The 21009-nt window shown below is 28.2% G+C and carries 27 protein-coding genes, 1 pseudogene and 1 riboswitch; of the genes and pseudogenes, 17 read left to right on the top strand and 11 right to left on the bottom strand.

Going from position 1 to position 21009, the window contains the following annotated elements:
* Positions 1 to 17: 17 nt before the first annotated feature.
* Positions 18 to 2123 carry a sodium-translocating pyrophosphatase gene (locus tag ABXT63_RS03295; protein ID WP_415321823.1) on the top strand — a complete coding sequence of 702 codons (2106 nt, stop codon included), beginning with the start codon at positions 18 to 20 and terminating at the stop codon, positions 2121 to 2123.
* 2 nt (positions 2124 to 2125) lie between these two features.
* Here the strand turns inward: ABXT63_RS03295 and bamE are convergent, their stop codons facing one another.
* Positions 2126 to 2590: an outer membrane protein assembly factor BamE gene (bamE, locus tag ABXT63_RS03290; protein WP_415321821.1), complete on the bottom strand. Its 465-nt coding sequence runs from the start codon at positions 2588 to 2590 to the stop codon at positions 2126 to 2128.
* On the opposite strand from bamE, the gene ABXT63_RS03285 reads away from it, so the two are divergent.
* From ABXT63_RS03285 to rpmG, 6 genes are read left to right on the top strand one after another with little or no spacing between them, the layout of a single operon-like run.
* Positions 2589 to 3056, top strand: coding sequence for a ubiquinol-cytochrome C chaperone family protein (locus ABXT63_RS03285; protein WP_415321819.1), 468 nt, complete (start codon positions 2589 to 2591; stop codon positions 3054 to 3056). The genes bamE and ABXT63_RS03285 overlap by 2 nt on opposite strands.
* Positions 3057 to 3063: 7 nt before the next feature.
* On the top strand, positions 3064 to 3246 hold the full coding sequence (rpmF, locus tag ABXT63_RS03280; RefSeq protein ID WP_011282128.1) for a 50S ribosomal protein L32: 183 nt from the start codon (positions 3064 to 3066) through the stop codon (positions 3244 to 3246).
* A gap of 15 nt (positions 3247 to 3261) precedes the next feature.
* Positions 3262 to 4269 (top strand): phosphate acyltransferase PlsX, encoded by a 1008-nt coding sequence (gene plsX / locus ABXT63_RS03275; RefSeq protein ID WP_415321817.1) that lies wholly within the window; start codon positions 3262 to 3264, stop codon positions 4267 to 4269.
* Positions 4262 to 4564, top strand: coding sequence for an integration host factor subunit alpha (locus ABXT63_RS03270; protein ID WP_415321816.1), 303 nt, complete (start codon positions 4262 to 4264; stop codon positions 4562 to 4564). Before plsX ends, ABXT63_RS03270 begins: the two co-directional genes overlap by 8 nt.
* Positions 4554 to 4931: a MerR family transcriptional regulator gene (locus tag ABXT63_RS03265; RefSeq protein WP_415321814.1), complete on the top strand. Its 378-nt coding sequence runs from the start codon at positions 4554 to 4556 to the stop codon at positions 4929 to 4931. Before ABXT63_RS03270 ends, ABXT63_RS03265 begins: the two co-directional genes overlap by 11 nt.
* A 1-nt stretch (position 4932) precedes the next feature.
* Entirely contained in the window at positions 4933 to 5124 is a 192-nt protein-coding gene (rpmG, locus tag ABXT63_RS03260; protein ID WP_415321812.1) for a 50S ribosomal protein L33, read from the top strand.
* 2 nt (positions 5125 to 5126) lie between these two features.
* On the opposite strand, the gene ABXT63_RS03255 is transcribed toward rpmG, so the two are convergent.
* Entirely contained in the window at positions 5127 to 5417 is a 291-nt protein-coding gene (locus ABXT63_RS03255; RefSeq protein ID WP_415321810.1) for a chorismate mutase, read from the bottom strand.
* A 42-nt stretch (positions 5418 to 5459) separates the two neighbouring features.
* On the opposite strand from ABXT63_RS03255, the gene ABXT63_RS03250 reads away from it, so the two are divergent.
* Positions 5460 to 6479, top strand: coding sequence for a COX15/CtaA family protein (locus ABXT63_RS03250; RefSeq protein WP_415321808.1), 1020 nt, complete (start codon positions 5460 to 5462; stop codon positions 6477 to 6479).
* Here ABXT63_RS03250 and ABXT63_RS03245 read toward each other — a convergent pair.
* Positions 6463 to 7803 (bottom strand): O-acetylhomoserine aminocarboxypropyltransferase/cysteine synthase family protein, encoded by a 1341-nt coding sequence (locus tag ABXT63_RS03245; RefSeq protein ID WP_415321806.1) that lies wholly within the window; start codon positions 7801 to 7803, stop codon positions 6463 to 6465. The genes ABXT63_RS03250 and ABXT63_RS03245 overlap by 17 nt on opposite strands.
* Before the next feature lie 4 nt (positions 7804 to 7807).
* Positions 7808 to 7876: riboswitch (SAM riboswitch) on the bottom strand.
* A 139-nt stretch (positions 7877 to 8015) separates the two neighbouring features.
* Between ABXT63_RS03245 and rplM the strand changes: the two genes are divergently transcribed.
* From rplM to ABXT63_RS03210, 7 genes are read left to right on the top strand one after another with little or no spacing between them, the layout of a single operon-like run.
* Positions 8016 to 8477, top strand: a complete 462-nt coding sequence (gene rplM, locus ABXT63_RS03240) for a 50S ribosomal protein L13 (RefSeq protein WP_415321804.1) — start codon at positions 8016 to 8018, stop codon at positions 8475 to 8477.
* Position 8478: 1 nt separating this feature from the next.
* Positions 8479 to 8928 carry a 30S ribosomal protein S9 gene (rpsI, locus tag ABXT63_RS03235; protein WP_415321802.1) on the top strand — a complete coding sequence of 150 codons (450 nt, stop codon included), beginning with the start codon at positions 8479 to 8481 and terminating at the stop codon, positions 8926 to 8928.
* Between the two features lie 34 nt (positions 8929 to 8962).
* Entirely contained in the window at positions 8963 to 9985 is a 1023-nt protein-coding gene (argC, locus tag ABXT63_RS03230; RefSeq protein WP_415321800.1) for an N-acetyl-gamma-glutamyl-phosphate reductase, read from the top strand.
* Positions 9982 to 10206, top strand: a complete 225-nt coding sequence (locus ABXT63_RS03225) for a hypothetical protein (protein ID WP_415321798.1) — start codon at positions 9982 to 9984, stop codon at positions 10204 to 10206. Before argC ends, ABXT63_RS03225 begins: the two co-directional genes overlap by 4 nt.
* Entirely contained in the window at positions 10207 to 11499 is a 1293-nt protein-coding gene (locus ABXT63_RS03220; RefSeq protein WP_415321796.1) for a homoserine dehydrogenase, read from the top strand.
* Positions 11499 to 12401, top strand: coding sequence for an AEC family transporter (locus ABXT63_RS03215; protein WP_415321794.1), 903 nt, complete (start codon positions 11499 to 11501; stop codon positions 12399 to 12401). Before ABXT63_RS03220 ends, ABXT63_RS03215 begins: the two co-directional genes overlap by 1 nt.
* Positions 12402 to 12418: 17 nt before the next feature.
* Positions 12419 to 13267, top strand: a complete 849-nt coding sequence (locus ABXT63_RS03210; RefSeq protein ID WP_415321792.1) for a DMT family transporter — start codon at positions 12419 to 12421, stop codon at positions 13265 to 13267.
* A 530-nt stretch (positions 13268 to 13797) separates the two neighbouring features.
* Here the strand turns inward: ABXT63_RS03210 and ABXT63_RS03205 are convergent.
* The 3 genes from ABXT63_RS03205 to ABXT63_RS03195 are packed head-to-tail and all read right to left on the bottom strand — an operon-like array spanning position 13798 to position 14814.
* Positions 13798 to 14076, bottom strand: coding sequence for a methylated-DNA--[protein]-cysteine S-methyltransferase (locus tag ABXT63_RS03205; protein WP_415321790.1), 279 nt, complete (start codon positions 14074 to 14076; stop codon positions 13798 to 13800).
* Positions 14057 to 14494: a GNAT family N-acetyltransferase gene (locus ABXT63_RS03200; RefSeq protein ID WP_415321788.1), complete on the bottom strand. Its 438-nt coding sequence runs from the start codon at positions 14492 to 14494 to the stop codon at positions 14057 to 14059. The genes ABXT63_RS03205 and ABXT63_RS03200 overlap by 20 nt, the downstream gene beginning before the upstream one ends.
* Before the next feature lie 41 nt (positions 14495 to 14535).
* Positions 14536 to 14814, bottom strand: a complete 279-nt coding sequence (locus ABXT63_RS03195; protein WP_415321786.1) for a hypothetical protein — start codon at positions 14812 to 14814, stop codon at positions 14536 to 14538.
* A gap of 77 nt (positions 14815 to 14891) precedes the next feature.
* On the opposite strand from ABXT63_RS03195, the pseudogene ABXT63_RS03190 reads away from it, so the two are divergent.
* Positions 14892 to 15847, top strand: a pseudogene (locus ABXT63_RS03190) (site-specific integrase).
* Positions 15847 to 16701 (top strand): glycosyltransferase, encoded by an 855-nt coding sequence (locus tag ABXT63_RS03185; protein WP_415321784.1) that lies wholly within the window; start codon positions 15847 to 15849, stop codon positions 16699 to 16701. The pseudogene ABXT63_RS03190 and the gene ABXT63_RS03185 overlap by 1 nt, the downstream one beginning before the upstream one ends.
* Positions 16702 to 16731: 30 nt before the next feature.
* Here ABXT63_RS03185 and ABXT63_RS03180 read toward each other — a convergent pair whose 3' ends face one another.
* The 5 genes from ABXT63_RS03180 to ABXT63_RS03160 are packed head-to-tail and all read right to left on the bottom strand — an operon-like array spanning position 16732 to position 21009.
* Entirely contained in the window at positions 16732 to 17532 is an 801-nt protein-coding gene (locus ABXT63_RS03180; RefSeq protein WP_415321782.1) for a hypothetical protein, read from the bottom strand.
* 47 nt (positions 17533 to 17579) lie between these two features.
* A complete protein-coding gene (locus ABXT63_RS03175; protein WP_415321780.1) occupies positions 17580 to 18392 on the bottom strand; it encodes a class I SAM-dependent methyltransferase in 813 nt (270 codons plus the stop codon).
* Between the two features lie 9 nt (positions 18393 to 18401).
* Complete coding sequence (locus ABXT63_RS03170; RefSeq protein ID WP_415321778.1) at positions 18402 to 19592, bottom strand: methyltransferase domain-containing protein; 1191 nt, start codon at positions 19590 to 19592, stop codon at positions 18402 to 18404.
* Positions 19592 to 20122 (bottom strand): dTDP-4-dehydrorhamnose 3,5-epimerase, encoded by a 531-nt coding sequence (rfbC, locus tag ABXT63_RS03165; RefSeq protein WP_415321776.1) that lies wholly within the window; start codon positions 20120 to 20122, stop codon positions 19592 to 19594. Before rfbC ends, ABXT63_RS03170 begins: the two co-directional genes overlap by 1 nt.
* Before the next feature lie 2 nt (positions 20123 to 20124).
* On the bottom strand, positions 20125 to 21009 hold the full coding sequence (locus ABXT63_RS03160) for a glycosyltransferase family 2 protein (RefSeq protein WP_415321774.1): 885 nt from the start codon (positions 21007 to 21009) through the stop codon (positions 20125 to 20127).

Below are 21009 nucleotides of genomic sequence, written 5' to 3'. Positions count from 1 at the left end.
AAACAACCAAAGGCAAAATGAACTCACTAATAGAAACAATCTTATTATATACTATTGCGGCAGGATCACTCTCAATCGTTTATGGTTACTTTACAGGTAGAAATATTCTTAACTCAAGTGCTGGAAACGCTAAGATGCAAGAGATTGCATCAGCAATTCAAATTGGTGCTAAAGCATATCTAGCAAGACAATATAAAACAATTGCCGTGGTTGGAGTTGTTGTTTTAGTTATTATTTGTGTTGTGTTTAGCCCATTAGTTGGCTTAGGTTACTTTATTGGAGCTACATTATCGGGTATAGCTGGTTATGTTGGAATGTTAGTTTCTGTTCAAGCTAACGTTAGAACTGCAGAAGCGTCAAGAAAAGGTTTAGCAAGCGGTCTTGCTGTTGCATTTAAATCAGGTGCTGTAACTGGAATGTTAGTGGCTGGATTAGCTTTACTTGCAATCGCAGTTTATTACTATTTTCTATTAAAAGCAGGAATTGATGACAGAGAAGTTGTTAATGCATTAGTTGCATTAGGTTTTGGTGCTTCTTTAATATCAATTTTTGCAAGATTAGGTGGTGGAATTTTTACCAAAGGTGCTGATGTTGGTGCTGACTTAGTGGGTAAAGTGGAAGCGGGTATCCCAGAAGATGACCCTAGAAATCCAGCTGTAATTGCTGACAACGTTGGAGATAACGTTGGAGATTGTGCTGGTATGGCAGCAGACTTATTTGAAACTTACGCTGTAACAATTGTTGCAACAATGGTTCTTTCATCTATTTTTTTCTACGGTGATATAAATATGATGATCTACCCTTTAACTATTGGTGGGGCTTGTATTTTAACATCAATCTTAGGAACTTTCTTTGTTAAACTTGGAAAAAGTAAAAACGTTATGAATGCTTTATATAAAGGGTTTGTAGTTTCTGCTGTTTCTTCATTAATGATTTTATACCCTGTTACTGATTATGTAATTGGATTTGCAAGCGAATATACTGTTAATGGTAAAAGTTTTACTGGTATGAGTTTGTATTATTGTGGAATAATTGGTTTAGTTATTACTGGATTATTAATCTGGATTACTGAATACTACACTGGAACTGAATATAGACCGGTAAGAAGTATTGCTAAATCTTCTACAACAGGTCATGGAACAAATGTAATTCAAGGTTTAGCAGTTTCAATGGAAGCTACTGCTGTACCAGCTTTAATTATTGTTGCAGGTATATTAGCAACAAATTCAATTGCTGGCCTTTATGGAATTGCTATTTCTGTAACTACAATGCTTGCATTAGCAGGTATGGTAGTTGCTCTTGATGCTTATGGTCCTGTAACAGATAATGCTGGTGGCATTGCTGAAATGGCTAAACTACCAAATAGTGTTAGAAAAACTACAGATGCATTAGATGCGGTAGGAAATACGACTAAAGCTGTTACCAAAGGTTACGCTATAGGTTCTGCAGGTTTAGGTGCCCTAGTATTATTTGCAGCTTATGTAGAAGATATTAAACATTTTTCAGGTGTAGCTGGTTCTAAGCTTGAAGGAATTGTTGTAACTTTTGATTTATCAAACCCTTACGTTGTAGTTGGTTTATTAATTGGTGGAATGCTTCCATATTTATTTGGATCAATGGGCATGCAAGCTGTAGGTAGAGCAGGTGGTGCTGTAGTTGTAGAAGTTAGAAGACAATTTAAAAAATACCCAGGTATTATGAAGGGTAAACAAAAACCTGATTATGCTAAATTAGTTGATTTATTAACTTTAGCTGCAATTAGAGAAATGATTATACCTTCGTTATTACCAGTTCTTTCTCCTATTGTTTTATACTTTGTAATACTAGCTATAGGTGGTCAAGTAGCTGCTTTAGCTGCTGTAGGTGCAATGTTGTTAGGTGTGATTATTACAGGTCTATTTGTAGCTGTTTCAATGACTGCGGGTGGTGGTGCTTGGGATAATGCTAAAAAATATATTGAAGATGGTAATCATGGTGGAAAAGGTTCTGAAGCTCATAAAGCTGCGGTAACTGGTGATACAGTTGGTGACCCTTACAAAGATACTGCAGGTCCTGCTGTTAACCCAATGATTAAAATTACAAACATTGTTGCATTATTATTATTGGCTGTAATTGCTGGCTAGATTTATTTTATTTTCTTTTTACCCAGTGGGTCATTTATTTTTTGCCTCAATGAGTTTAAAAAATCATATATAAAACTATTTTTGCTATAGTCCATTTGTGTTGCATCATTTGAAAATTTTAATTCGTTCATGTTTTCTTTATTAAAAAAAATACTGTTTTTTAAGATTCCTTTATTATCTATATCCAATAAGAGAATATTATTTTTTAATAGTTTTTTTTTACCTAACTTTGATAGCTTAGAAGAGCTAGTTTGAATTTCCATATAAATCCATAGATCATCTTCAAAAGTACTTTTTGTAGAAGGTGGCCCCAATAACTCTGTAATGTCATTTTTACTTGATTTTCCAACAATCAGCTTATTTTGCTTTGTTTCTAAAAAATGAACACCATGATGTTTTATAACTTTATTTAGGGTACAATTTGAAATAAATATAAATATAACTATTAAACAAAAAATTTTTATCATGAACTCTAATTATATAAATATTTACAATAATTTGGTTAATTTAACTAGAAATAAAGAGCTCTACAAAGATTTTAAAAATCAAGATACATTTTCAGATAGACTGATTTTTTTTTTACTACATTTTGCTTTTTTCTTAAAAATTTATAAAGAAAACAACGATAAAAAGCTTTTACAAGAGATTTATGATCATACTTTTAGACAAGTTGAGTTAAGCATAAGAGAAATTGGTTATGGTGATCAATCCATAAATAAGAAAATGAAAGATTACCTAAATTTATTCTATGGTATGATAGATAAAATTCATGATTGGGATAACCTTAATGCAAAATCAAGAGGCTTCATTTTGCAAAAATTTTTAGATAACGCTATAAATATTGATTTTCTAGTAGATTATTTTGAAAAATATAGGTTAAATTTACTAAATAATACTTTAAATTCTCATTTAAAAGGTGTAGTTAAACATTAATTTTATTATGGCTGTACCAAAACGTAAACAATCCCCGTCAAGAACTGGAATGAGAAGAGCTCAAAATATGAAGTTCAAGTCTACAAATATTGTTGAGGATAAAAAATCTGGTGAATATAGATTACCTCATCATTTGGATCTTAAAACTGGAATGTACAGAGGCAGACAAGTTTTAGATCCCAAGGAATAAAAACTCTAATCTTAAATGAATAAAATAATCAAAATTGCAGTCGATGCAATGGGTGGTGATGGATCACCAAAAAAAATCATTGATGGTATTTGTCATCATTTCAGAAATAATAAAAATTCATTTTATCAAATTTTTGGTGATAAGGATAAAATATTACCTCATATTAAAGAGCGTTTACCAAATTCTTCGTTTGAGATATTTCATACAATGGATATTGTTAAGGGCACTGACAGCCCATTAGAAGGTGCTAAGCGTGGAAGAAATACTAGTATGTGGTTGGCTATTCAAAGTGTTAAAGAAAAAAAATCAGACGTAGTAATTTCAGCGGGTAATACAGGAGCTTTATTAGTTATTTCTAAAATCAATCTTAAGATGATTGAAGATATAGACAAGCCAGCTTTATCAGCATTATGGCCTAATAAAAAAGGAATGAGTGTTGTTTTAGATTTGGGAGCCAACATAGAATGTAGCCCAAAAAATTTAATTGATTTCTCAATAATGGGATCTTCATTATTTAAATCATTATATCCAGAAGCTAGCGCAAAAGTTGCTCTATTAAATATTGGATCTGAAGAACTTAAGGGCAATGAAATTATTAAGGACACATATAAAAAATTAAGCAAAAGAGACAATCATGATTTTGAATTTAAGGGTTATATCGAGGGCAATCAGTTAATGAACGGAGATGTAAACGTCATAGTAGCAGATGGTTTTACAGGTAATATTGCTCTAAAAACTGCCGAAGGAACAGCAAGCTTTATTACAAGTGAACTTAAAAAAGCAATGACAGATAATTTTATTGGAAAAATTTCATCTTTGTTAAATATTTCTAATCTAAAGAAATTTAAAGCAAGATTAGACCCAAGGTTATATAATGGCGCTATATTTGTTGGATTAGATTCTCCTGTAATTAAAAGTCATGGTGGCACAGATTACATTGGTTTTTCAAACTCTTTAAGTGTTTGTACTAGAGTTGTAAGTGGTGATTTGATAAAGAAAATTCGAGATAATATTAATGAATAGAATAAATTTAACAAAAAAAGATTTAATAAACTCTGTTTATATGCAAATTGGTTTTTCAAAAAATATTTCAGAAAGTTTAATAGATGACTTTTTATCTACAATCGTAGAAAATTTAAAGATTGAAAGAAAACTGAAATTATCGAAATTTGGTACTTTTTCAATACGTTCAAAAAAAAGTAGAATTGGTAGAAATCCTAAAACCAAGGAAGAAAAAACTATATCAACTAGAGATGTAGTTTTGTTTAAAGCTTCAAAAGAATTTAAAGATTTGGTAAATTCAAAGAATGATTCATAAAAATAATAAAGCGTATAAGTCTATAGGAGAAGTCGCAAAAATACTTAATCTTGTTAATGAAAAAAAAGGTACATTAAATACTCACACAATTCGTTTTTGGGAAAAAGAATTTAAACAGATTAAGCCAAATATTCTAAATGGAAATAGACGATATTATAATAATGCTACAATAGAAGTGTTGAAGAAAGTTAAATATCTTCTTAAAAATCAAGGAATGACAATTAATGGTGCTAAAAAAGTTTTAAATTCTGATAAATCATTAAAACTTGACGAATTACCAAATAATTCTATAAATGCTAATTATAATTTAAAAAATAAACTTAAAAATATTTCTAACTTAGTAAAACAAATTAAAAATTTAAAATAATATGGCAAAAAAAACGCATGTTAAGGTTAGATTAGTACCTGAAGCAAAACCTGATAGTCCATATTTTTATTATGTTAAAAAACCAGCAGGTGGAGAAAAAGCTAAAGTAAAATTATCAGCCAAAAAATATAATCCTTCTACAAGAAAACATGAAATGTTTGTGGAAAAAAAATTACCTCCACACAGTAAATAGTATTACTTTTTTCTAAAATTTCTTTTTTCGTAATCAATAAAAGACCAAATCATATTTTTCCATATTCTATTTGTGATTTTTGGATCTATGTTAGCTTGTATTGATTTTTTTTTAATATTTTTAAGAATAAAATTGATCCTTTTTTGATCAATTATTTCCTTCTTTTGTATTTTTATTTTTAATACTTCATTAACTAGTGATGATCTTTTTTTGATTAACTTAAGTAAATCATTATCAAGTCTATCAAGCTTTATTCTTATCTGATTTAGTTTTTTTTTATTAGTAGGCGACATTTATTCAATTGGTTATTAAGATAATTATTATAAGTTTAATTTATGTTTGTAAATAGCGACAATTATATAAAATATTTAAAATCATGGTTAATAACTTTATTTTCATTAATTGTTCTCATGGTAGCAGTTGGTGGACTTACTAGGTTAACTGATTCAGGTTTATCTATCACAGCTTGGGAACTCTTTACTGGAATACTGCCACCACTGAATGTTAATGACTGGAATTTTTATTTTTTAGAGTACAAAAAAATACCTGAATATCAAAATATCAATTATGGAATGACTTTAGAAGAATTTAAAGTAATTTTTTATTGGGAGTATGCTCATAGATTATTAGCAAGATTTGTTGGCCTGTTTACATTGGTACCTTTACTTTTCTTTAGTTTATATTTTAAAAACACCCATCATTATTCAAATAAATATTATTGGATATTTTTTCTTGTGTGCCTTCAAGGATTCATAGGTTGGTATATGGTCTCTAGTGGGTTAGTTGAAAATAACGACGTTAGTCACTTTAGACTTAGTATTCATTTATCTTTAGCTTTATTTATCCTATGTTTAATTTTCTGGTATATCTTAGACATTTATAAAACTAAAAAATTTCATAAAAGAATTTCAAATTTACTTTTACTATTTATTCTAAAGTTGATAGTTTTGCAGATTGTATTGGGTGCTTTTTTATCGGGTTTAGATGGTGGTCTTATCTATAATTCGTGGCCTGATATGAACGGTAGCTTTTTCCCAAATGATGTTGGTTATAATGATGTAATTAATACACAATTATTTAACAACCCATCAATTGTTCAATTTCTACATAGAGTTACAGCTTATTTACTTTTATTTTTTATTATTATTTTAAATTATCTCTATATAAAAAATAATTATGGAACTAAAAATATTATACTATTTGATATTGCAATATTGGTTCAGATCTTTTTGGGAATTATAACTTTACTATCTGGTGTAGATATTAAATATGCATCACTACACCAGTTAGGTTCAATTTTTGTATTAACTACTTATCTTACAATTATATATAAAAACTCTAACCAAGAGCTTTAGCTTTATTAATGTCTTCAACATTATCTGTTCTTTTTAGAGCTTGCTCTAAATCTTCAATAATGTCGTCAATATGCTCAAGACCAATACACAGCCTTACATATCCTGGTGTTACACCTGAGGCTAAAAGTTCTTCTTCATTTAATTGACTGTGTGTTGTTGTTGCGGGATGTATTGCTAGACTTCTAGCATCACCAATATTTGCTACATGATAAAACATTTTTAAAGCTTCTATAAATCTTTTACCAGATTCAATACCACCCTTTAACTCGATACCGACTAAAGCACCATTTCCACCGCTTAGGTATTTTTTAGCTCTATTTCCAATTTCACCTTTGTATTGATTTGGATATATAACCCTGGAAACTTCAGTATGTTTAACTAAATAGTCGACTACCTTTTCAGCATTTGAGCAATGTTGTTTCATTCTTAAAGCTACAGTTTCAAGTCCTTGGATTAATCCAAATGCATTATCAGGAGATAATGCTGCACCCAAATCTCTTAATAAAACAACTCTAGCTCTAACTGCAAAAGAAACATTTGCACCGGTTAACTCTGGTACTACTTTACCCCATACCGCACCACCATAACTCAAATCTGGCTCATTAAATAGGGGCTGTCTTTTAGGATCTGCTGTCCAATCAAAATTTCCACCATCAATTAAAGCTCCACCAACAACCGTTCCATGCCCACCTATATATTTAGTAAGCGAATAAACTACGACAGCTGCACCATGCTCTAAAGGCTTACATAAAACAGGAGAGGCCGTATTGTCCATTATTAATGGTATATTATGTTTTCTACCTATGTCAGATACTTCCTTAATAGGAAAAACTCTTAAGTATGGATTTGGTAAAGTTTCTCCATAAAATGCTCTTGTTTTATCATCTACGGCTTTTTCAAAGTTTTTAGGATCAGCAGGATCTGCATACCTAACTTCTATTCCAAGTTTACTTAAAGTGTGCGTAAATAATGAAACAGTTCCACCGTAAAGATCTGTTGAACTAACAATATTATCACCAGCCTTTGCAACGTTTAAGATTGCAAATGTTGATGCTGTTTGACCAGATGACACAGTTAAACAAGCTAAACCTCCATCTAATGCAGCAAGTCTTTTTTCTAGAGCATCATTAGTAGGATTCATTATTCTTGTATAAATATTTCCAAACTCTTTAAGGGCAAACAAATTTGCAGCATGTTCGGTACTATCGAATTGATAGGATGTTGTTCTATAAATTGGAACAGCTACTGCTTTTGTTGTTGGATCACTTCTGTAATCACCACCATGTATGGCTATAGTCTCGGGGTTTTGTCTTTTTGTGCTCATCTCAATACTCCTTTTTTAGTACTTTTGCTTTATGCAAGGCGTACAATACAGTTCAAATGCGCCTACCGATGATGTGTGTAAAAAATCCTTTTTAGCATTAACTAGCCTGCAATAGGAACAAATCGGCTTAATTAAACTATCATTTAGGCATAATATTACAAGGAAAATATAAAATTGACATTATATCTAATAATAGTATTAATCCTCGCACAATGACAAAATTTCTAAAAAGTAGTGAATTGACAAGTAACTGGTTTGAAATAGACGCTAAAAATGCCGTAGTTGGAAGACTTGCATCTATTATTGCCATGATTGTTAGGGGAAAAAATAAGACTACTTACACTCCACATATGGATGATGGTGATTTTGTTGTAGTTAAAAATGTTGAACAAGCAAAATTTACTGGAAAAAAATTTAAAGATAAAAAATATTATAGACACACAGGTCACCCTGGAGGAATTAAAGAAATAACTCCTGAAAAATTATTAGAAAAAAATAAACCTGGTGAATCATTAAAATTAGCAGTTAAGAGAATGTTACCAGGTGGAGTACTTGGTAGAAAACAATTAACTAAAGTTAAAATTTATGCTGGTGAAGATCATCCTCATGCCGCACAAAACCCTAAACTCTTAGATTTAGGAAAATTAAACAGTAAAAATTTAATAAGAAACTAATATGGAAACAGTAACTGCAGCTACTAAAGTGGCTATAAAAAAACCTAAAATAAAATTAGACTTTAAAGATAGTAAATATGCAACTGGTAGACGAAAAAAATCAATTGCAAAAATTTGGGTAAAAAAAGGTACTGGTAAAATTTATGTAAATGGGAGAACCATGGATGATTATTTTACTAGCGGTAGTCATAAAATGCAAATTACAAGACCATTTGAAATTATAAACCAAGCAACTGATTATGATGTCAGATGTAGCGTTGCTGGAGGTGGACACACTGGTCAAGCTGGAGCAATGGTCCATGGTATTGCTAAAGCTTTAATTTTATTTGATTCAGAGAATAGAGCAGTACTTAAGACTGAAAAACTGAATACACGAGATTCTAGATCGGTTGAGAGAAAAAAGCCTGGTCGTAGAAAAGCTAGAAGAAGCTTTCAATTCTCGAAAAGATAATTCTTTTTTAACTCAAAACTGTTATAATAAAATAATGCCTAAGCTTAATGTTTTAGTTGCTGGATCAACTGGTTATATCGGTGTTCAATTGATTAAATTGTTAGTTAAACATAGTGATATTAAAATAAGATATCTTTGTGGAAACACTTCTGTTGGAAAAAATATCTCAAGTTATGAGAGATCTTTAAGTAAAAAAAAATTACCAATAATAGTTAAATATAATAAATCTTTTTTGAAAAATATAGATCTAATTTTTACGGCTTTACCTAATGGAGAAGCACAGGATATTTCAAATGATTTATTACCACACAATGTTTTAATTGATCTTGCAGCAGATTTTAGACTTAACAAAGCTTCTGATTATTTAAAATGGTATAAGCAAAAACATAGATCTGTTAAAAATATTAAAAAATCAACTTATTCATTGCCTGAAATTAACAGTGATAAATTAAAAAAATTTAATATTATTGGATGTCCAGGATGTTACCCAACATCAATACTTTTACCTCTTATTCCTCTGATTAAGAAAAAGTTAATAAAAACACACAATATAATAATAAATTCTAAATCTGGATATTCTGGAGCGGGTAGAGGAGTGTACAATAAATATAAAAATAAAAATCTTTTTGAATCTTTAAGTGCTTATGGAGTTGGTTTCCATAGACACAACTCTGAAATCCAACAAGAAATTGATAATTACGCTAAAGATAGATTTTCTTTTACTTTTACACCTCATTTAACACCTATGTTTAGAGGAATATTAAGTACAATTTATCTAGACCTTAACAAAGGTGTAAACATAAAAAAATTAGAAAGGACATTAAATACTGAATATTCCAAAAGTAGATTCGTTAAAATTTTAAAAACAAATTCGTTGATAAGTACAAATGATGTTATTAACACAAATAATTGTTCTATAGCAATTTGTAAAACTAAGTATAAAAATAGAGTTATTATTTTATCTGCTATTGATAATTTAATTAAAGGTGGTGCTGGTCAAGCTATACAAAATATGAATATTAAATATGGATTTAATGAGGCTAAAGGCTTGAAATGAAATATTTTTTCTTACCATTAATTTTAATTTTAACTGCCTGTTCTTTAGATACAAATTCAACTTATTGGACTGATGATTCTGTCAAAAAATCTTTTGGTGATAAAAATTTATCTAAAATATTAGATAAAACAAAAAATTTTAAACAAATGACATTTGAAGAATTTAATCTTTTTCTTAAAGATTATTCAAATAATGCAGAGTACCCAGATATAAATAATTAAATGAAAAACATAATAAACATTGCTGTAGTTGGGTTAGGTCAAGTTGGAATTTATTTATTAAATGAACTTAATACTAAAAAAAAAAATATTGAGCTTAAGTCGGGAAAAAAAATAAAAATAGTTGCTGTTTCTGCAAGAAATATTTCCAAAAATAGAAGATTTAAAGTTAATAAAAAAATATTTTTTAAAAATCCACTAGAAATTTTTAAAAAAACTAAAGTAGATATTTTATTTGAAGCTATAGGTTTATCAGATGGTATATCTAAAAAAGTTGTTGAAACTGCCTTAAAAAATAAAATACATGTAATTACTCCCAATAAAGCGCTCATCTCAAAACATGGCGATTATTTAGGAAAATTAGCTGAGGATAATAATGTTAATTTAGAATTTGAAGCATCTGTAGCAGGTGGAATTCCAATATTAAGAACCATTAAAGAGGGCCTTGCGACTAACAAAATTTCTAAAGTTTATGGAATTTTGAATGGCACATCTAACTATATTCTCTCAGAAATGAGAAATTCTAAAGATAGTTTTTCAAATGTTTTAAAAAAAGCACAAAAACTTGGGTATGCTGAACCAGGTAACCCTAAATTAGATCTTAATGGTTTTGATGCTTTTGCTAAAGTAAGAATTTTGTCAGCCCTTGCATTTAATACTAAGATTTCAAAACACAAATGTTTGATGGAAGGTATTGAAAAGATAGAGTTAAAAGATATTGAAATTGCTAATCAATTAAATTCACGTATTAAATTATTGGGTATTTCTGAGATTATTAATAATCAATTATTTGAAACTGTTCATCCATGTTTAGTTAGTAAAAATTCGTACATTGGTAACGTTGGTGGCGTTATGAATGCAGTTATTCTTGAAGGAAAACCTGTTGGTGAAAGTGTTTTACAAGGAGAGGGGGCTGGCCCTGGTCCAACTTCATCATCACTATTGTCTGATCTGCTCTCAATATTAAGTGGGGATGTTAAAAAACCTTTTGGTATTCCTAACAATAAACGTAAATCAATCAAATGCTATAATGTTAAGAATTATACTAATTCTTTATACTTAAGATTTGAAGTTAAAGACAAACCTGGTGTTTTATCAAAGATTACTAACAGATTAGCTAAGTATAAAATTTCAATAAAAAGGTTAATTCAAACTCCTGATAAAAAAAATAACAAAGCTACTATTGTTATTATTACTCATAAAACTAATGAGCTTAATTCTAAGAATTGTCTTTCTATATTCAAAAAAGATAAAAACATTCTTAAATATCCTACACTTATTAGAATTTATAATTAATGGAAATATATTTAAAACTGTTTGAGGTTTTATTTCCTGTCTTTTTTGTTGTTGGTATTGGGTATTATTTGGGTAAAAATAATCCAAAAATTGACACCACTTTCATAACTAATTTCGCCGCTAATATTGGAACTCCAGCAATGATTATATATGCGTTAACTTCAACTGGTATATCTTTTGAAATATTTAAAGATTACTTTTGGTATTTTTTAATTGCAATTGTTGCCTTTACTTTTATCGGAATTGTCTTTTTATTCTTCTTAAAAACTAAAGACATCATCCGCGAGCTTCCACCATTTATTATGCCCAATACTGGAAATATGGGATTACCAATATGTTTGTTTGCTTATGGATCTCAAGGATTAGGTGTTGCTGCTACTATTTCAGCTTTAATAATTCTATGTCACTTTACCTTAGGAATTTTTCTTGCTGATAGAAAATTCAATATTAATGTTATTCTTAAAAATCCACCATTTTATGCAATTATAATTTCGGTGATTTTTCTATACTTCAAAATAGAACTTCCTATCTTTGTAGAAAATACAACTTTTCTACTTATGTATGCTACAATTTTTTTAATATTAATGTCTTTAGGAATTGCTTTAACTCGTTTTAAAGTTTTTTCTTTTAAAAAAGCTTTAATTTCATCAATTGGAAGAGTTGTCTTAGGTCCTATTGTTGCGTTATTAATCATTAGATATTTTGATCTATCGGGATTTGCAGCTGGTGTTTTATTAATTCAATGCTCAATGCCTAGCGCTGTTTTAAATTATCTTGTAGCCTCAATTTATTCGCCGAAAAAAATTGTAGATAGCGTTGCTAGTACCATCGTTGTCTCTACAGTTATGTCTTTTGCTACTATTCCAGTGGTCGTATTCTTTGCTTTAAAATACTTTAATTAAACTGTATCTATTGGCTTATGAAAGCCATCACATTTAACCTTTTAGCCTGGGTAATGCTTCCAATCATGGATGGTTTTGCCAAGTATTTAAGTGCAGATATGCCAGTTTTACAGATTACTTGGGCAAGATACTTTTTTACGGTCGCATTCACGCTTCCTATAATGTTCTTCTTTTATAATAAGCAGCTTGTTTGGACTGATAAGCCTAAGTTACAAATAATAAGAGGGTTGATACTACTTTGTGCTAATATTTGTTTCTTCTACGCAATATCTGTTATCTCTTTAGCTAAAGCTTTAACGCTTGCCTTTGTGGCACCCTTAATTGTTACTGCATTTTCTCCCATATTTTTGGGTGAGAAGGTGGGTGTAAGGAGGTGGACTGCAGTTATTATAGGGTTTATTGGCTCTCTAGTCGTTATAAGGCCAGGTTTTGTAGAGATCAACTTAGCTAGTCTAGCTGCATTAGGAACAGGTATAATGTATGGGTTCTATTTAATAATTACTCGTAAATTGAGTACTTCAGATAATCCTTTATTAACCCTATTATTAACTGGATTAGTTGGATTAGTCGCTGTTTCAGGATTGATGCCATTCGTTTGGGTTAATCCAAGTGCTTCTCAATGGTCTATGATGGCCTCTATAGGCGTATTTGCCTGCATCGGGCACTTATTTCTTATATTATCCCTTAAATATGCTGATGCTTCTAAATTAGCTCCATTTAGCTACTTTGAAATCATTACTAATATCATTATTGGGTATTATTTCTTTAGTGACTTTCCTGATAATTGGACATTCTTAGGTCTATCCATTATTATTATGAGTGGAATTTATATCTCAAGAAGAGAGTCTTATATTAAATCAAATTAATTAGGTGCTACTTGTTTACTAATACTTAATATAAAATGTTAAGTTTAACTTTTAAACAGTTGTAATAATTGAATTTTTATTATTATTTAAAAATATAAAATTAATAGGAAAAAATAAGATTTATTCTTAAAATTTTCTATCAATTTTTTAAATTAAAGTCATTATTTTTTCATTAGTGCTTAATTTTCTAGGAATTATTCAAATTAGTAAAAAAGTGTTGAATAACAACGTTTATAATCAACTTTGAAAATATAAGATTTTTAATTTTCTAATGATATAAAGTGGGGGTCAAAAAAATGTGTAAAATTAGGCTTTTTAGCTTACTTCTAAAAGTGTTGGTATTGTTGATAAGTAGAGCAATGCAGTATCAGAATATGCCGTTTAAACGTCCATAGGACACCTTATTTTAACTGAAAGGTCATTTGCAGTACAACTGAAGGATGCATTACGCAATTGTGTAACAATTATGGCTAAATCAGTTAAAAGTATTTAATACCAACACTTTTAAATGTTTTAGAAGCTTAAAAACCTTATTTTATGAAGACTTTTTCAGACCTCAATAAATGGCGTTTTTGTTGAATTCCTCCTTTTCCAGAGTATCCGCCGAGGCTTCCATCTGATCTGATCACTCTATGACAGGGTATTTTGGGAGGATAGGGGTTTTTACCTATAGCATTAGCAACTGCTCTGACTGCTAACGGTTTTCCAATGCCTTTAGCAACATCCATATAAGTCTTCACTTTGCCCTTGGGTATTTTCTTCAAGTAATTCCAGACTTTTAGCTGAAACTTAGTCCCCTTTAAGTTCATAGAGTTCAAAACCTGTGTTATTGGCTATTTTATCGTATAATTTCTTTGCATGTTCATTGCTAGAGTGGGTGATCCAACGAACTCCTTGCCAATTATTGGCTTTAGATAAAGATTTTAGATGACTAATAAGCTTTTGCGCTATTTTTTGACCTCTAAAATCTGGCTCTACAAACAAATCGTCTAAAAACCCAATATATTGACCTTTAATTGGTCTTGGCATCGTTCTATAATGAGCAATGGCAATGATTTTACCCTTTAATTCAAAGCAAAGTCCGTTAACATCGTGGCTTTCATCATGAAGCCATCCCCAAAGAGTGTCTAAAACCCTCGTATTCATTGGGACTTTGTAGAAATCGGCATAACCATTGTATAATTTAGCCCAATTTCCTTTATCTTTATGCTCTAATTTCCTAATCATTTACATTAGTTTATTATTATAAATCATTATTATTATTAATTTTAATTGATATCAAAACATCCAGTTGTAAGCTCATTAAGACTCACAACACACATTATAATTGGTGGATAATTAACTAATTTACTGTCCATTTTAATCATTCTAAGGGAATAAAAGATTTTTTTTTCAGTCACAGATACGTCAAAAACTTCAAATCCTTTTACTATTAAGTCACTAATATCTTCATTTATTATTTTAGCTTTTCCGGCTGCGCCTGAATATGAAAATTGAGTAAAGCCTAAAATTATTACTATTATTATGAAGAAATATTTTTTCATCATTAATATTTAAACTATTGACATTAAAAAACATCTAATATATTACTAACGATAATTAATGGTTATCAATAGTAATATATATGAATGATATTATAACAGATATAAAAGCACTTCAGGAAGAAACACTATTAAATCTACAAAGCTCTAAGGCAACTAATACTGTAAGAGCATACAAATCAGACTTTAAAGACTTTGGTTTATTTTGTGCACAGAATGGTTTCAAATCACTGCCATCTGAACCTAAAATAGTTTCCTTATATTTGACTTATTTGTCAACAAAAAATACTAAAATGAGTACTTTGAAGCGAAGATTAGTATCAATAGGTGTCATTCACAAATTAAAAGGGCACTATCTAGACACTAAACATCCATCAATTATAGAAAATGTTTTGGGAATAAAAAGAAGGAAAGGAAGCATTCAAAAAGGGAAAAAACCTATATTAATCAGTGATCTAAAATTAATAATTGATGTAATAGATGAAGAAAAAAATGAAGATATAAAGAAATTAAGAGATAGATCAATAATATTAATTGGTTTTTCGGGTGGATTTAGAAGAAATGAGATAGTATCGTTAGACTACGAAGACCTTGATTTTGTATTAGAAGGCTTAAAGATCAATATTAAGAGATCGAAAACAGATCAATTTGGAGAAGGATCAAAAAAGCTCTACCCTACTTTGATAATTCTCAATATTGCCCAGTGGTTTCATTACAGAAATGGATCAAAATATCAAATATTAACTCTGGACCTTTGTTTAGAAGATTTTCAAAAGGTTCAAAGCTTTCAGAAAATAGACTAACTGATCAAACAGTAGCATTGCTCATTAAAGCATACTTAAAATTAGCAGGCGTAGACAGCTCGAATTATTCTGGCCATAGTCTAAGATCAGGGTTTGCCACCTCTGCAGCAGAATCTGGAGCAGAGGAACGTAGCATAATGGCTATGACTGGTCATAAATCGACAGAAATGGTGAGAAGATATATTAAAGAAGCAAATTTATTTAAAAATAATGCATTAAATAAGATCAAAATATAATGAATAAGAATATTAGTAAAAAAATAACAGTTATTTTAATAGCTTATAAGAGTGAAAAATTAATCAATGCATTTGTAAAAAAAATTCCAAATAACATTAAAGTTATAATTATTGAAAATTCAAATAATCTTTTGTTAAAAAGAAAAATTGAAAAAAAATATAAAAATATCAAAGTGTACATTAAGAAAAATGAAGGAGTAAGTGCATCAATAAATTATGCTGTTAAAAAAATTAAAACAGAGTTTTTTCTACAAATAAGTCCAGATATTAAATTTGATTACATGGATTTAAATAAATTCATTGGAATAGCAAAAAAACTTGATAATAAATTTTCAGCTCTTGGTCCAAGATTTTTAAATGTTAATAACAAAAGTCACAAACAAATAAACAAAAATTTAAAAATTGGATCAATCAATTCTATACATGGGTCTTTTATGTTCATAAACAAGAAAAAATTTAAAGAAATTGGCGGATTTGATAATAATTTTTTTTTATATTTTGAGGAAACAGATTATTGCAAAAGAGCATCTAATGTAGGCTTAAAGGCATATCAAATAAATGAAATAAAAGTAAAAACAGAGGGAAGATCAGTATTAATTAAGAATAAAAAAGAAAAAAAAGAATTAAATAACATTTTAATTTGGCATTTTATTTGGTCGAAATATTACTATAGTAAGAAGAATCATGGTTCACTAATATCTGTGGTAATTTTTATTCCAATACTGCTCAGGATAATTATTAAAATTTTATTTTATAAAGTATTTAATAATAAGATTAAAATAGTAAAGTATAAAAGTAGATTAAATGGACTTTTGAGTTCTATGGTTGGTAAAAGATCAAGTTTGAGACCATAATAAATTATAAGTTAAAAACTAAAAGGACCCCTATTCACCCCATGTTTTAGACTGAGAAATTAATCGTTCATTAGTATTTAAATTTAAATATTTTCTACAATGTGAATCAGAAATAATTGTTTTATCTTGATTGAGAAAATTATAAGTTTGACTATTTTTCCAAAATTTTAAATTAAATGAAGCATTGTCTAGATTCACAATTATGACAGGGTAATCTTTAGATTTAAAATGAGCGGTTATACTGAATTTACCACTTTCTAGTTTCCACGCATCAAATTTATTATTACAAACTTTATCTTTGTAGAATTCAATATAGTCAATTGCATTAATTAAAAAGCCAGTTGTACGAATATGAGGATTTGGAAATTTATTAAAATTGTTTTTAAAACGTATAAATCTCAATAGAAAACTAAATATTTTATAAAATTTTTTAAACTTAAGACTAGTTAAAGCACTCTCATAAGAGGCAGTTGTCCCAACTAAGCTGTTATATTTATAATGATTATTGATTATTTTAAGCCAATTATTTACAATCGGATATGATTTAGCATTTAAAAAAAAAAATTTATTATTTGGATAGTTTTTACAAACTCTAAAATAGCTACCAAAATCAAAATCATTTTTTTCAGTAGTATCAACATATTTAGTGTGGGGGATGTTTTTTAATTTTGATTCACAAAATTTAATTGATTCAGAATCCAGCATTTTATAACAAATTAACAACTTATGATTTAAACCGGCATTAAATTTTGTGTAATGGTTAATAAATTCATCGATTGAGTTAGATGTATCAAATTTTGTAAAAAGATAACAAACTATAATATTACTCATCAAGGTTTACCGAAAGTATTTTCTTAATTTTAAAATTTGTCATAAAATTAGTTAAAAAAAGATCTAAGTTTTTTTGATTTTTTTTTATATAATATTTTTATAATAAATCTTTCTACTTTTTGGATAAATCTAAATTTGTATAAAAAACTAAATTTTTTTCTAAAATCAATAATATTATCACCAAATGTAGTATCATCGTTATTAGATTTAAAACCATTATTTTCAATTGTAAAATTTTGATCACATAAATTTTTATCAATTTTAAATGCAACAATACTCTCAAAAAATTCAACAGAGTATATGTGTTTATTTAAAGAATAACTAAAATTTTTGATATTAGGAAAAGTTGCATTTATATCGTCTATAGTTTTTTTTGCAAAATTAATAAAAGAATATTTATAAGGATTACCATAATGTTTTTGATAGCTAGAATGAACATCTTCTACAATGTGTAAACCACCGTCATTTATATGTTTAATACTTTCAACCAAGCTTATTATTTGTTGATCATTAGTATGCCCACCATCATCTAAAATTATATCTACATTTCCAATTTTTTTGTAAAAGTTATTCCAAAATAAAGGATCAGATTGAGAGCCAATATAGATTTCATGATCTTTATTCTCAAATTTTTTACATTGTGGATTGTTATCAATACCAATTATTCTAGATTTTGTACCAAAATATTTTTTCCAAATTTCTAAACTACCCCCATCTAGAACACCAATTTCAACAAACGTAATTTCTTTATTTCTATATTTATCAAATAATTTTTCATAAATAGGGAAATATTTTTTCCATTTAATAGACCTGTTTTTTGAAGAATTAAATAAATCTATTAATCTTAAATTTTCTTGCATTTTGAATAATTAAATTATCCTTGGTGTTGGTACGTGGGTTATAAATTTACCACCTTTTTGAATAAACTTTTTTTCTTTTTTAAAAATTTCTTTAACAAAATTCCAGGCACCTAAATAAACATAATCAACGTTGTTTAATAATTTTTTTTCATATTTTTTAATTTTAATATTTTTTCCTGGCATATATCTATTTTTCTTATCTGGTGTTGTATCAACAAAATAGTCGATCATATCATTTCCAATATTACAATAATTTAAAACAGTGCTTGCTTTTGCTGTCGCACCGTAACCTATAATCTTTTGATTTTTTTTCTTAATTGTTTTGAGTAATTTAAGTAAGTCATTTTTTGATTTTTTTACTGAATTACCAAATTTTAGGTAGGTAGAAAAATTACCTAATCCAAATTTTAATTCTGTTGATATCTGCTTTGAAACAGTATTTTCAATTTTAATCTTATTATTATTAGCTCGTTTAATATAATACCTAAGAGAACCACCGTGAGTATCTAATTTTTCAATATCAAATAATTCTAGACCGAACTCATTAATCAATTTTTTTACAGATAAAGCTGAAAAAATATAGATATGTTCATTATAAAATTGATCATAAGATAGTTTTTTAATACATTCTAAAAAAGAAGGGTCTTCAATGATTAAAATACCATCTTGAGTTAATAAGTTCGAGATCGATTTGAAAACTTGATTAAGATTGTTAATATGAGTTAGCGTATTTGCTGAATAAATAACGTCAACAGTATTAAATTTACTTTTAATCTTATTTGATAAATTTAAATTCCAATAGTCATTATATGTAAAGTACCCTTTTCTTTTGGTAATTCTAGCTAAATTAGAACATGGCTCTACACATATAACTTGATTTTTATTAAAATTTTTTATTAAAGCACCATCGTTACTTCCAATTTCTAGAAATAATTTTGGATTAAACCTTTTCTTTATCTTAACAGAAAGTTTTTTAAAAGAGTCAGTCATAGTTTTTGACATTGAAGATTTATAGGGATAATTACTGTCAAACATTATCTTATCAGGAATTTTATTAAATAAAGAAACAAGTTTAGTTTTGGTATCAAAACCAACTGTGAGCCTGTAAAGTTCTTTTTTCTTTATGGATAATTTTTTATAGGATTTTAAATACTTATTTGCTAATGGTTGATATCCTAAATCTAAGAATTTTTTAATCATTATTTTAAGTTATAAAATTCATTTAAACTTAAACCTAAATTTTTATCTTTATCTGACAAAATGGGTTTTTTAATAAGCCATTTAATATTAACATCTGGATCATCCCAGCTTAGAGTTTTTTCTGATTCTGGTACCCTATATTGTGAACACTTATAGTTAACTGTACACTCTTTAGATAAACATAAAAAACCATGAGCAAAGCCTTCTGGAATATAAAATGAAAAGTTGTCTTTATCAGATATGGTTATACCCACATATTTGCCAAAAGATTTAGAGTTTTTACGTAAATCAACTGCAACATCAAATATTTTTCCATATGTTACAGTTATTATTTTTGCTTGTGGTTTTTTTGTTTGAATGTGTAGCCCTCTTAAAACATTTTTTTTGGAAAATGACATTACATCAAAAGGAAATTCTTTTTTATTTACAATATTTTTTCTATAAGTTTCTTTTAAAAAACCCCTGCTATCCCGAAAAATTTCTGTTTTTATGATTTTAGGGCCATCTATTCTGGTTTTAAGTAACTTCATATTTAGATTAATTTATGTTTATTATTTATATTATAAATATATTTTATATACAAAAAATTCAATTTACATAATAATAGTTGTATTAAGTAGTTAATATTTTTTTGGGGATCTCTTAATTCGCCTAAATATTTTGTATCAGAATTTAGTATAAATTTTTTAAAAAAATTAATCGTAACTCCCCACTTTAGTAAAAAAATTTTTGCCCCCCTACTACCTGATTCTGTTTTTATAGTTGGATGGTTTTTATATTTTCTTGTTACTATTGAACCAAAATGATAAACTTTAAAATCATTTATTCCCTTAAAAATCCTAACACCTTGTTTCCATAACTTCATGTTAAGATCAGGGTCTGATCCCGTACCTGGAAAAAATTCTTCGCTAAATCCACCAATCATATTCCACATTTCTTTGTGAATTAAATGTGGTGCCCAAGTCGACCCTTGAAAATCATAATAGTTGGCAGCATCAACTTCTTTTAAAAGTTTTTTTTCATTGAAAGATTCAAGATTATTTCCACAATCAAGTTTAATTTGCCCATTGTTTACCATTGTACCAGATAAATAAAATTTATTATGACCAATTTTATCCACTTCTTTTTTCAAAACTAAATCCCATTTCGGGCAAAAGTAAAAGTCATCATGTGCATAAAGAATATATTTTGTATTGGCTTTTTTTGCAGCCATGTTCATTCCTGTACAAATACCTGAATTATGTTCCGTATGTGTAAAATCAATTTTATTCTCGATTAAATATTTTATTGTACCATCAGATCCTTCATTAACATGAGGTATTATTTCGTGATCATAGGTAGAATTTTTTTTAATACTATGGACACATTTTTTTAAATATTCAATATTATTGAATGTTGGAATTATTATAGAAAACAT

The sequence above is a fragment of the Candidatus Pelagibacter sp. Uisw_092 genome (assembly GCF_047729545.1).
Lineage (GTDB): Bacteria > Pseudomonadota > Alphaproteobacteria > Pelagibacterales > Pelagibacteraceae > Pelagibacter.
Note: the sequence above shows the minus strand (reverse complement) of the source record. Positions and strands in the feature narration are given on the sequence as shown.

Excerpts from the sequence above, each read along its gene's own strand:
- rpmG (WP_415321812.1), top strand. The coding sequence starts at position 4,933 with ATGGCAAAAAAAACGCATGTTAAGGTTAGATTAGTACCTGAAGCAAAA.
- ABXT63_RS03285 (WP_415321819.1), top strand. The coding sequence starts at position 2,589 with ATGAACTCTAATTATATAAATATTTACAATAATTTGGTTAATTTAACT.
- ABXT63_RS03245 (WP_415321806.1), bottom strand. The coding sequence starts at position 7,803 with ATGAGCACAAAAAGACAAAACCCCGAGACTATAGCCATACATGGTGGT.
- plsX (WP_415321817.1), top strand. The coding sequence starts at position 3,262 with ATGAATAAAATAATCAAAATTGCAGTCGATGCAATGGGTGGTGATGGA.
- ABXT63_RS03205 (WP_415321790.1), bottom strand. The coding sequence starts at position 14,076 with ATGAACTTAAAGGGGACTAAGTTTCAGCTAAAAGTCTGGAATTACTTG.
- ABXT63_RS03180 (WP_415321782.1), bottom strand. The coding sequence starts at position 17,532 with ATGAGTAATATTATAGTTTGTTATCTTTTTACAAAATTTGATACATCT.
- ABXT63_RS03250 (WP_415321808.1), top strand. The coding sequence starts at position 5,460 with ATGTTTGTAAATAGCGACAATTATATAAAATATTTAAAATCATGGTTA.
- ABXT63_RS03295 (WP_415321823.1), top strand. The coding sequence starts at position 18 with ATGAACTCACTAATAGAAACAATCTTATTATATACTATTGCGGCAGGA.
- ABXT63_RS03210 (WP_415321792.1), top strand. The coding sequence starts at position 12,419 with ATGAAAGCCATCACATTTAACCTTTTAGCCTGGGTAATGCTTCCAATC.
- ABXT63_RS03265 (WP_415321814.1), top strand. The coding sequence starts at position 4,554 with ATGATTCATAAAAATAATAAAGCGTATAAGTCTATAGGAGAAGTCGCA.
- ABXT63_RS03195 (WP_415321786.1), bottom strand. The coding sequence starts at position 14,814 with ATGATGAAAAAATATTTCTTCATAATAATAGTAATAATTTTAGGCTTT.
- rfbC (WP_415321776.1), bottom strand. The coding sequence starts at position 20,122 with ATGAAGTTACTTAAAACCAGAATAGATGGCCCTAAAATCATAAAAACA.
- argC (WP_415321800.1), top strand. The coding sequence starts at position 8,963 with ATGCCTAAGCTTAATGTTTTAGTTGCTGGATCAACTGGTTATATCGGT.
- ABXT63_RS03175 (WP_415321780.1), bottom strand. The coding sequence starts at position 18,392 with ATGCAAGAAAATTTAAGATTAATAGATTTATTTAATTCTTCAAAAAAC.
- ABXT63_RS03170 (WP_415321778.1), bottom strand. The coding sequence starts at position 19,592 with ATGATTAAAAAATTCTTAGATTTAGGATATCAACCATTAGCAAATAAG.
- ABXT63_RS03255 (WP_415321810.1), bottom strand. The coding sequence starts at position 5,417 with ATGTCGCCTACTAATAAAAAAAAACTAAATCAGATAAGAATAAAGCTT.
- ABXT63_RS03225 (WP_415321798.1), top strand. The coding sequence starts at position 9,982 with ATGAAATATTTTTTCTTACCATTAATTTTAATTTTAACTGCCTGTTCT.
- ABXT63_RS03160 (WP_415321774.1), bottom strand. The coding sequence starts at position 21,009 with ATGTTTTCTATAATAATTCCAACATTCAATAATATTGAATATTTAAAA.
- ABXT63_RS03200 (WP_415321788.1), bottom strand. The coding sequence starts at position 14,494 with ATGATTAGGAAATTAGAGCATAAAGATAAAGGAAATTGGGCTAAATTA.
- rpmF (WP_011282128.1), top strand. The coding sequence starts at position 3,064 with ATGGCTGTACCAAAACGTAAACAATCCCCGTCAAGAACTGGAATGAGA.
- rpsI (WP_415321802.1), top strand. The coding sequence starts at position 8,479 with ATGGAAACAGTAACTGCAGCTACTAAAGTGGCTATAAAAAAACCTAAA.
- ABXT63_RS03185 (WP_415321784.1), top strand. The coding sequence starts at position 15,847 with ATGAATAAGAATATTAGTAAAAAAATAACAGTTATTTTAATAGCTTAT.
- bamE (WP_415321821.1), bottom strand. The coding sequence starts at position 2,590 with ATGATAAAAATTTTTTGTTTAATAGTTATATTTATATTTATTTCAAAT.
- ABXT63_RS03270 (WP_415321816.1), top strand. The coding sequence starts at position 4,262 with ATGAATAGAATAAATTTAACAAAAAAAGATTTAATAAACTCTGTTTAT.
- ABXT63_RS03215 (WP_415321794.1), top strand. The coding sequence starts at position 11,499 with ATGGAAATATATTTAAAACTGTTTGAGGTTTTATTTCCTGTCTTTTTT.
- rplM (WP_415321804.1), top strand. The coding sequence starts at position 8,016 with ATGACAAAATTTCTAAAAAGTAGTGAATTGACAAGTAACTGGTTTGAA.
- ABXT63_RS03220 (WP_415321796.1), top strand. The coding sequence starts at position 10,207 with ATGAAAAACATAATAAACATTGCTGTAGTTGGGTTAGGTCAAGTTGGA.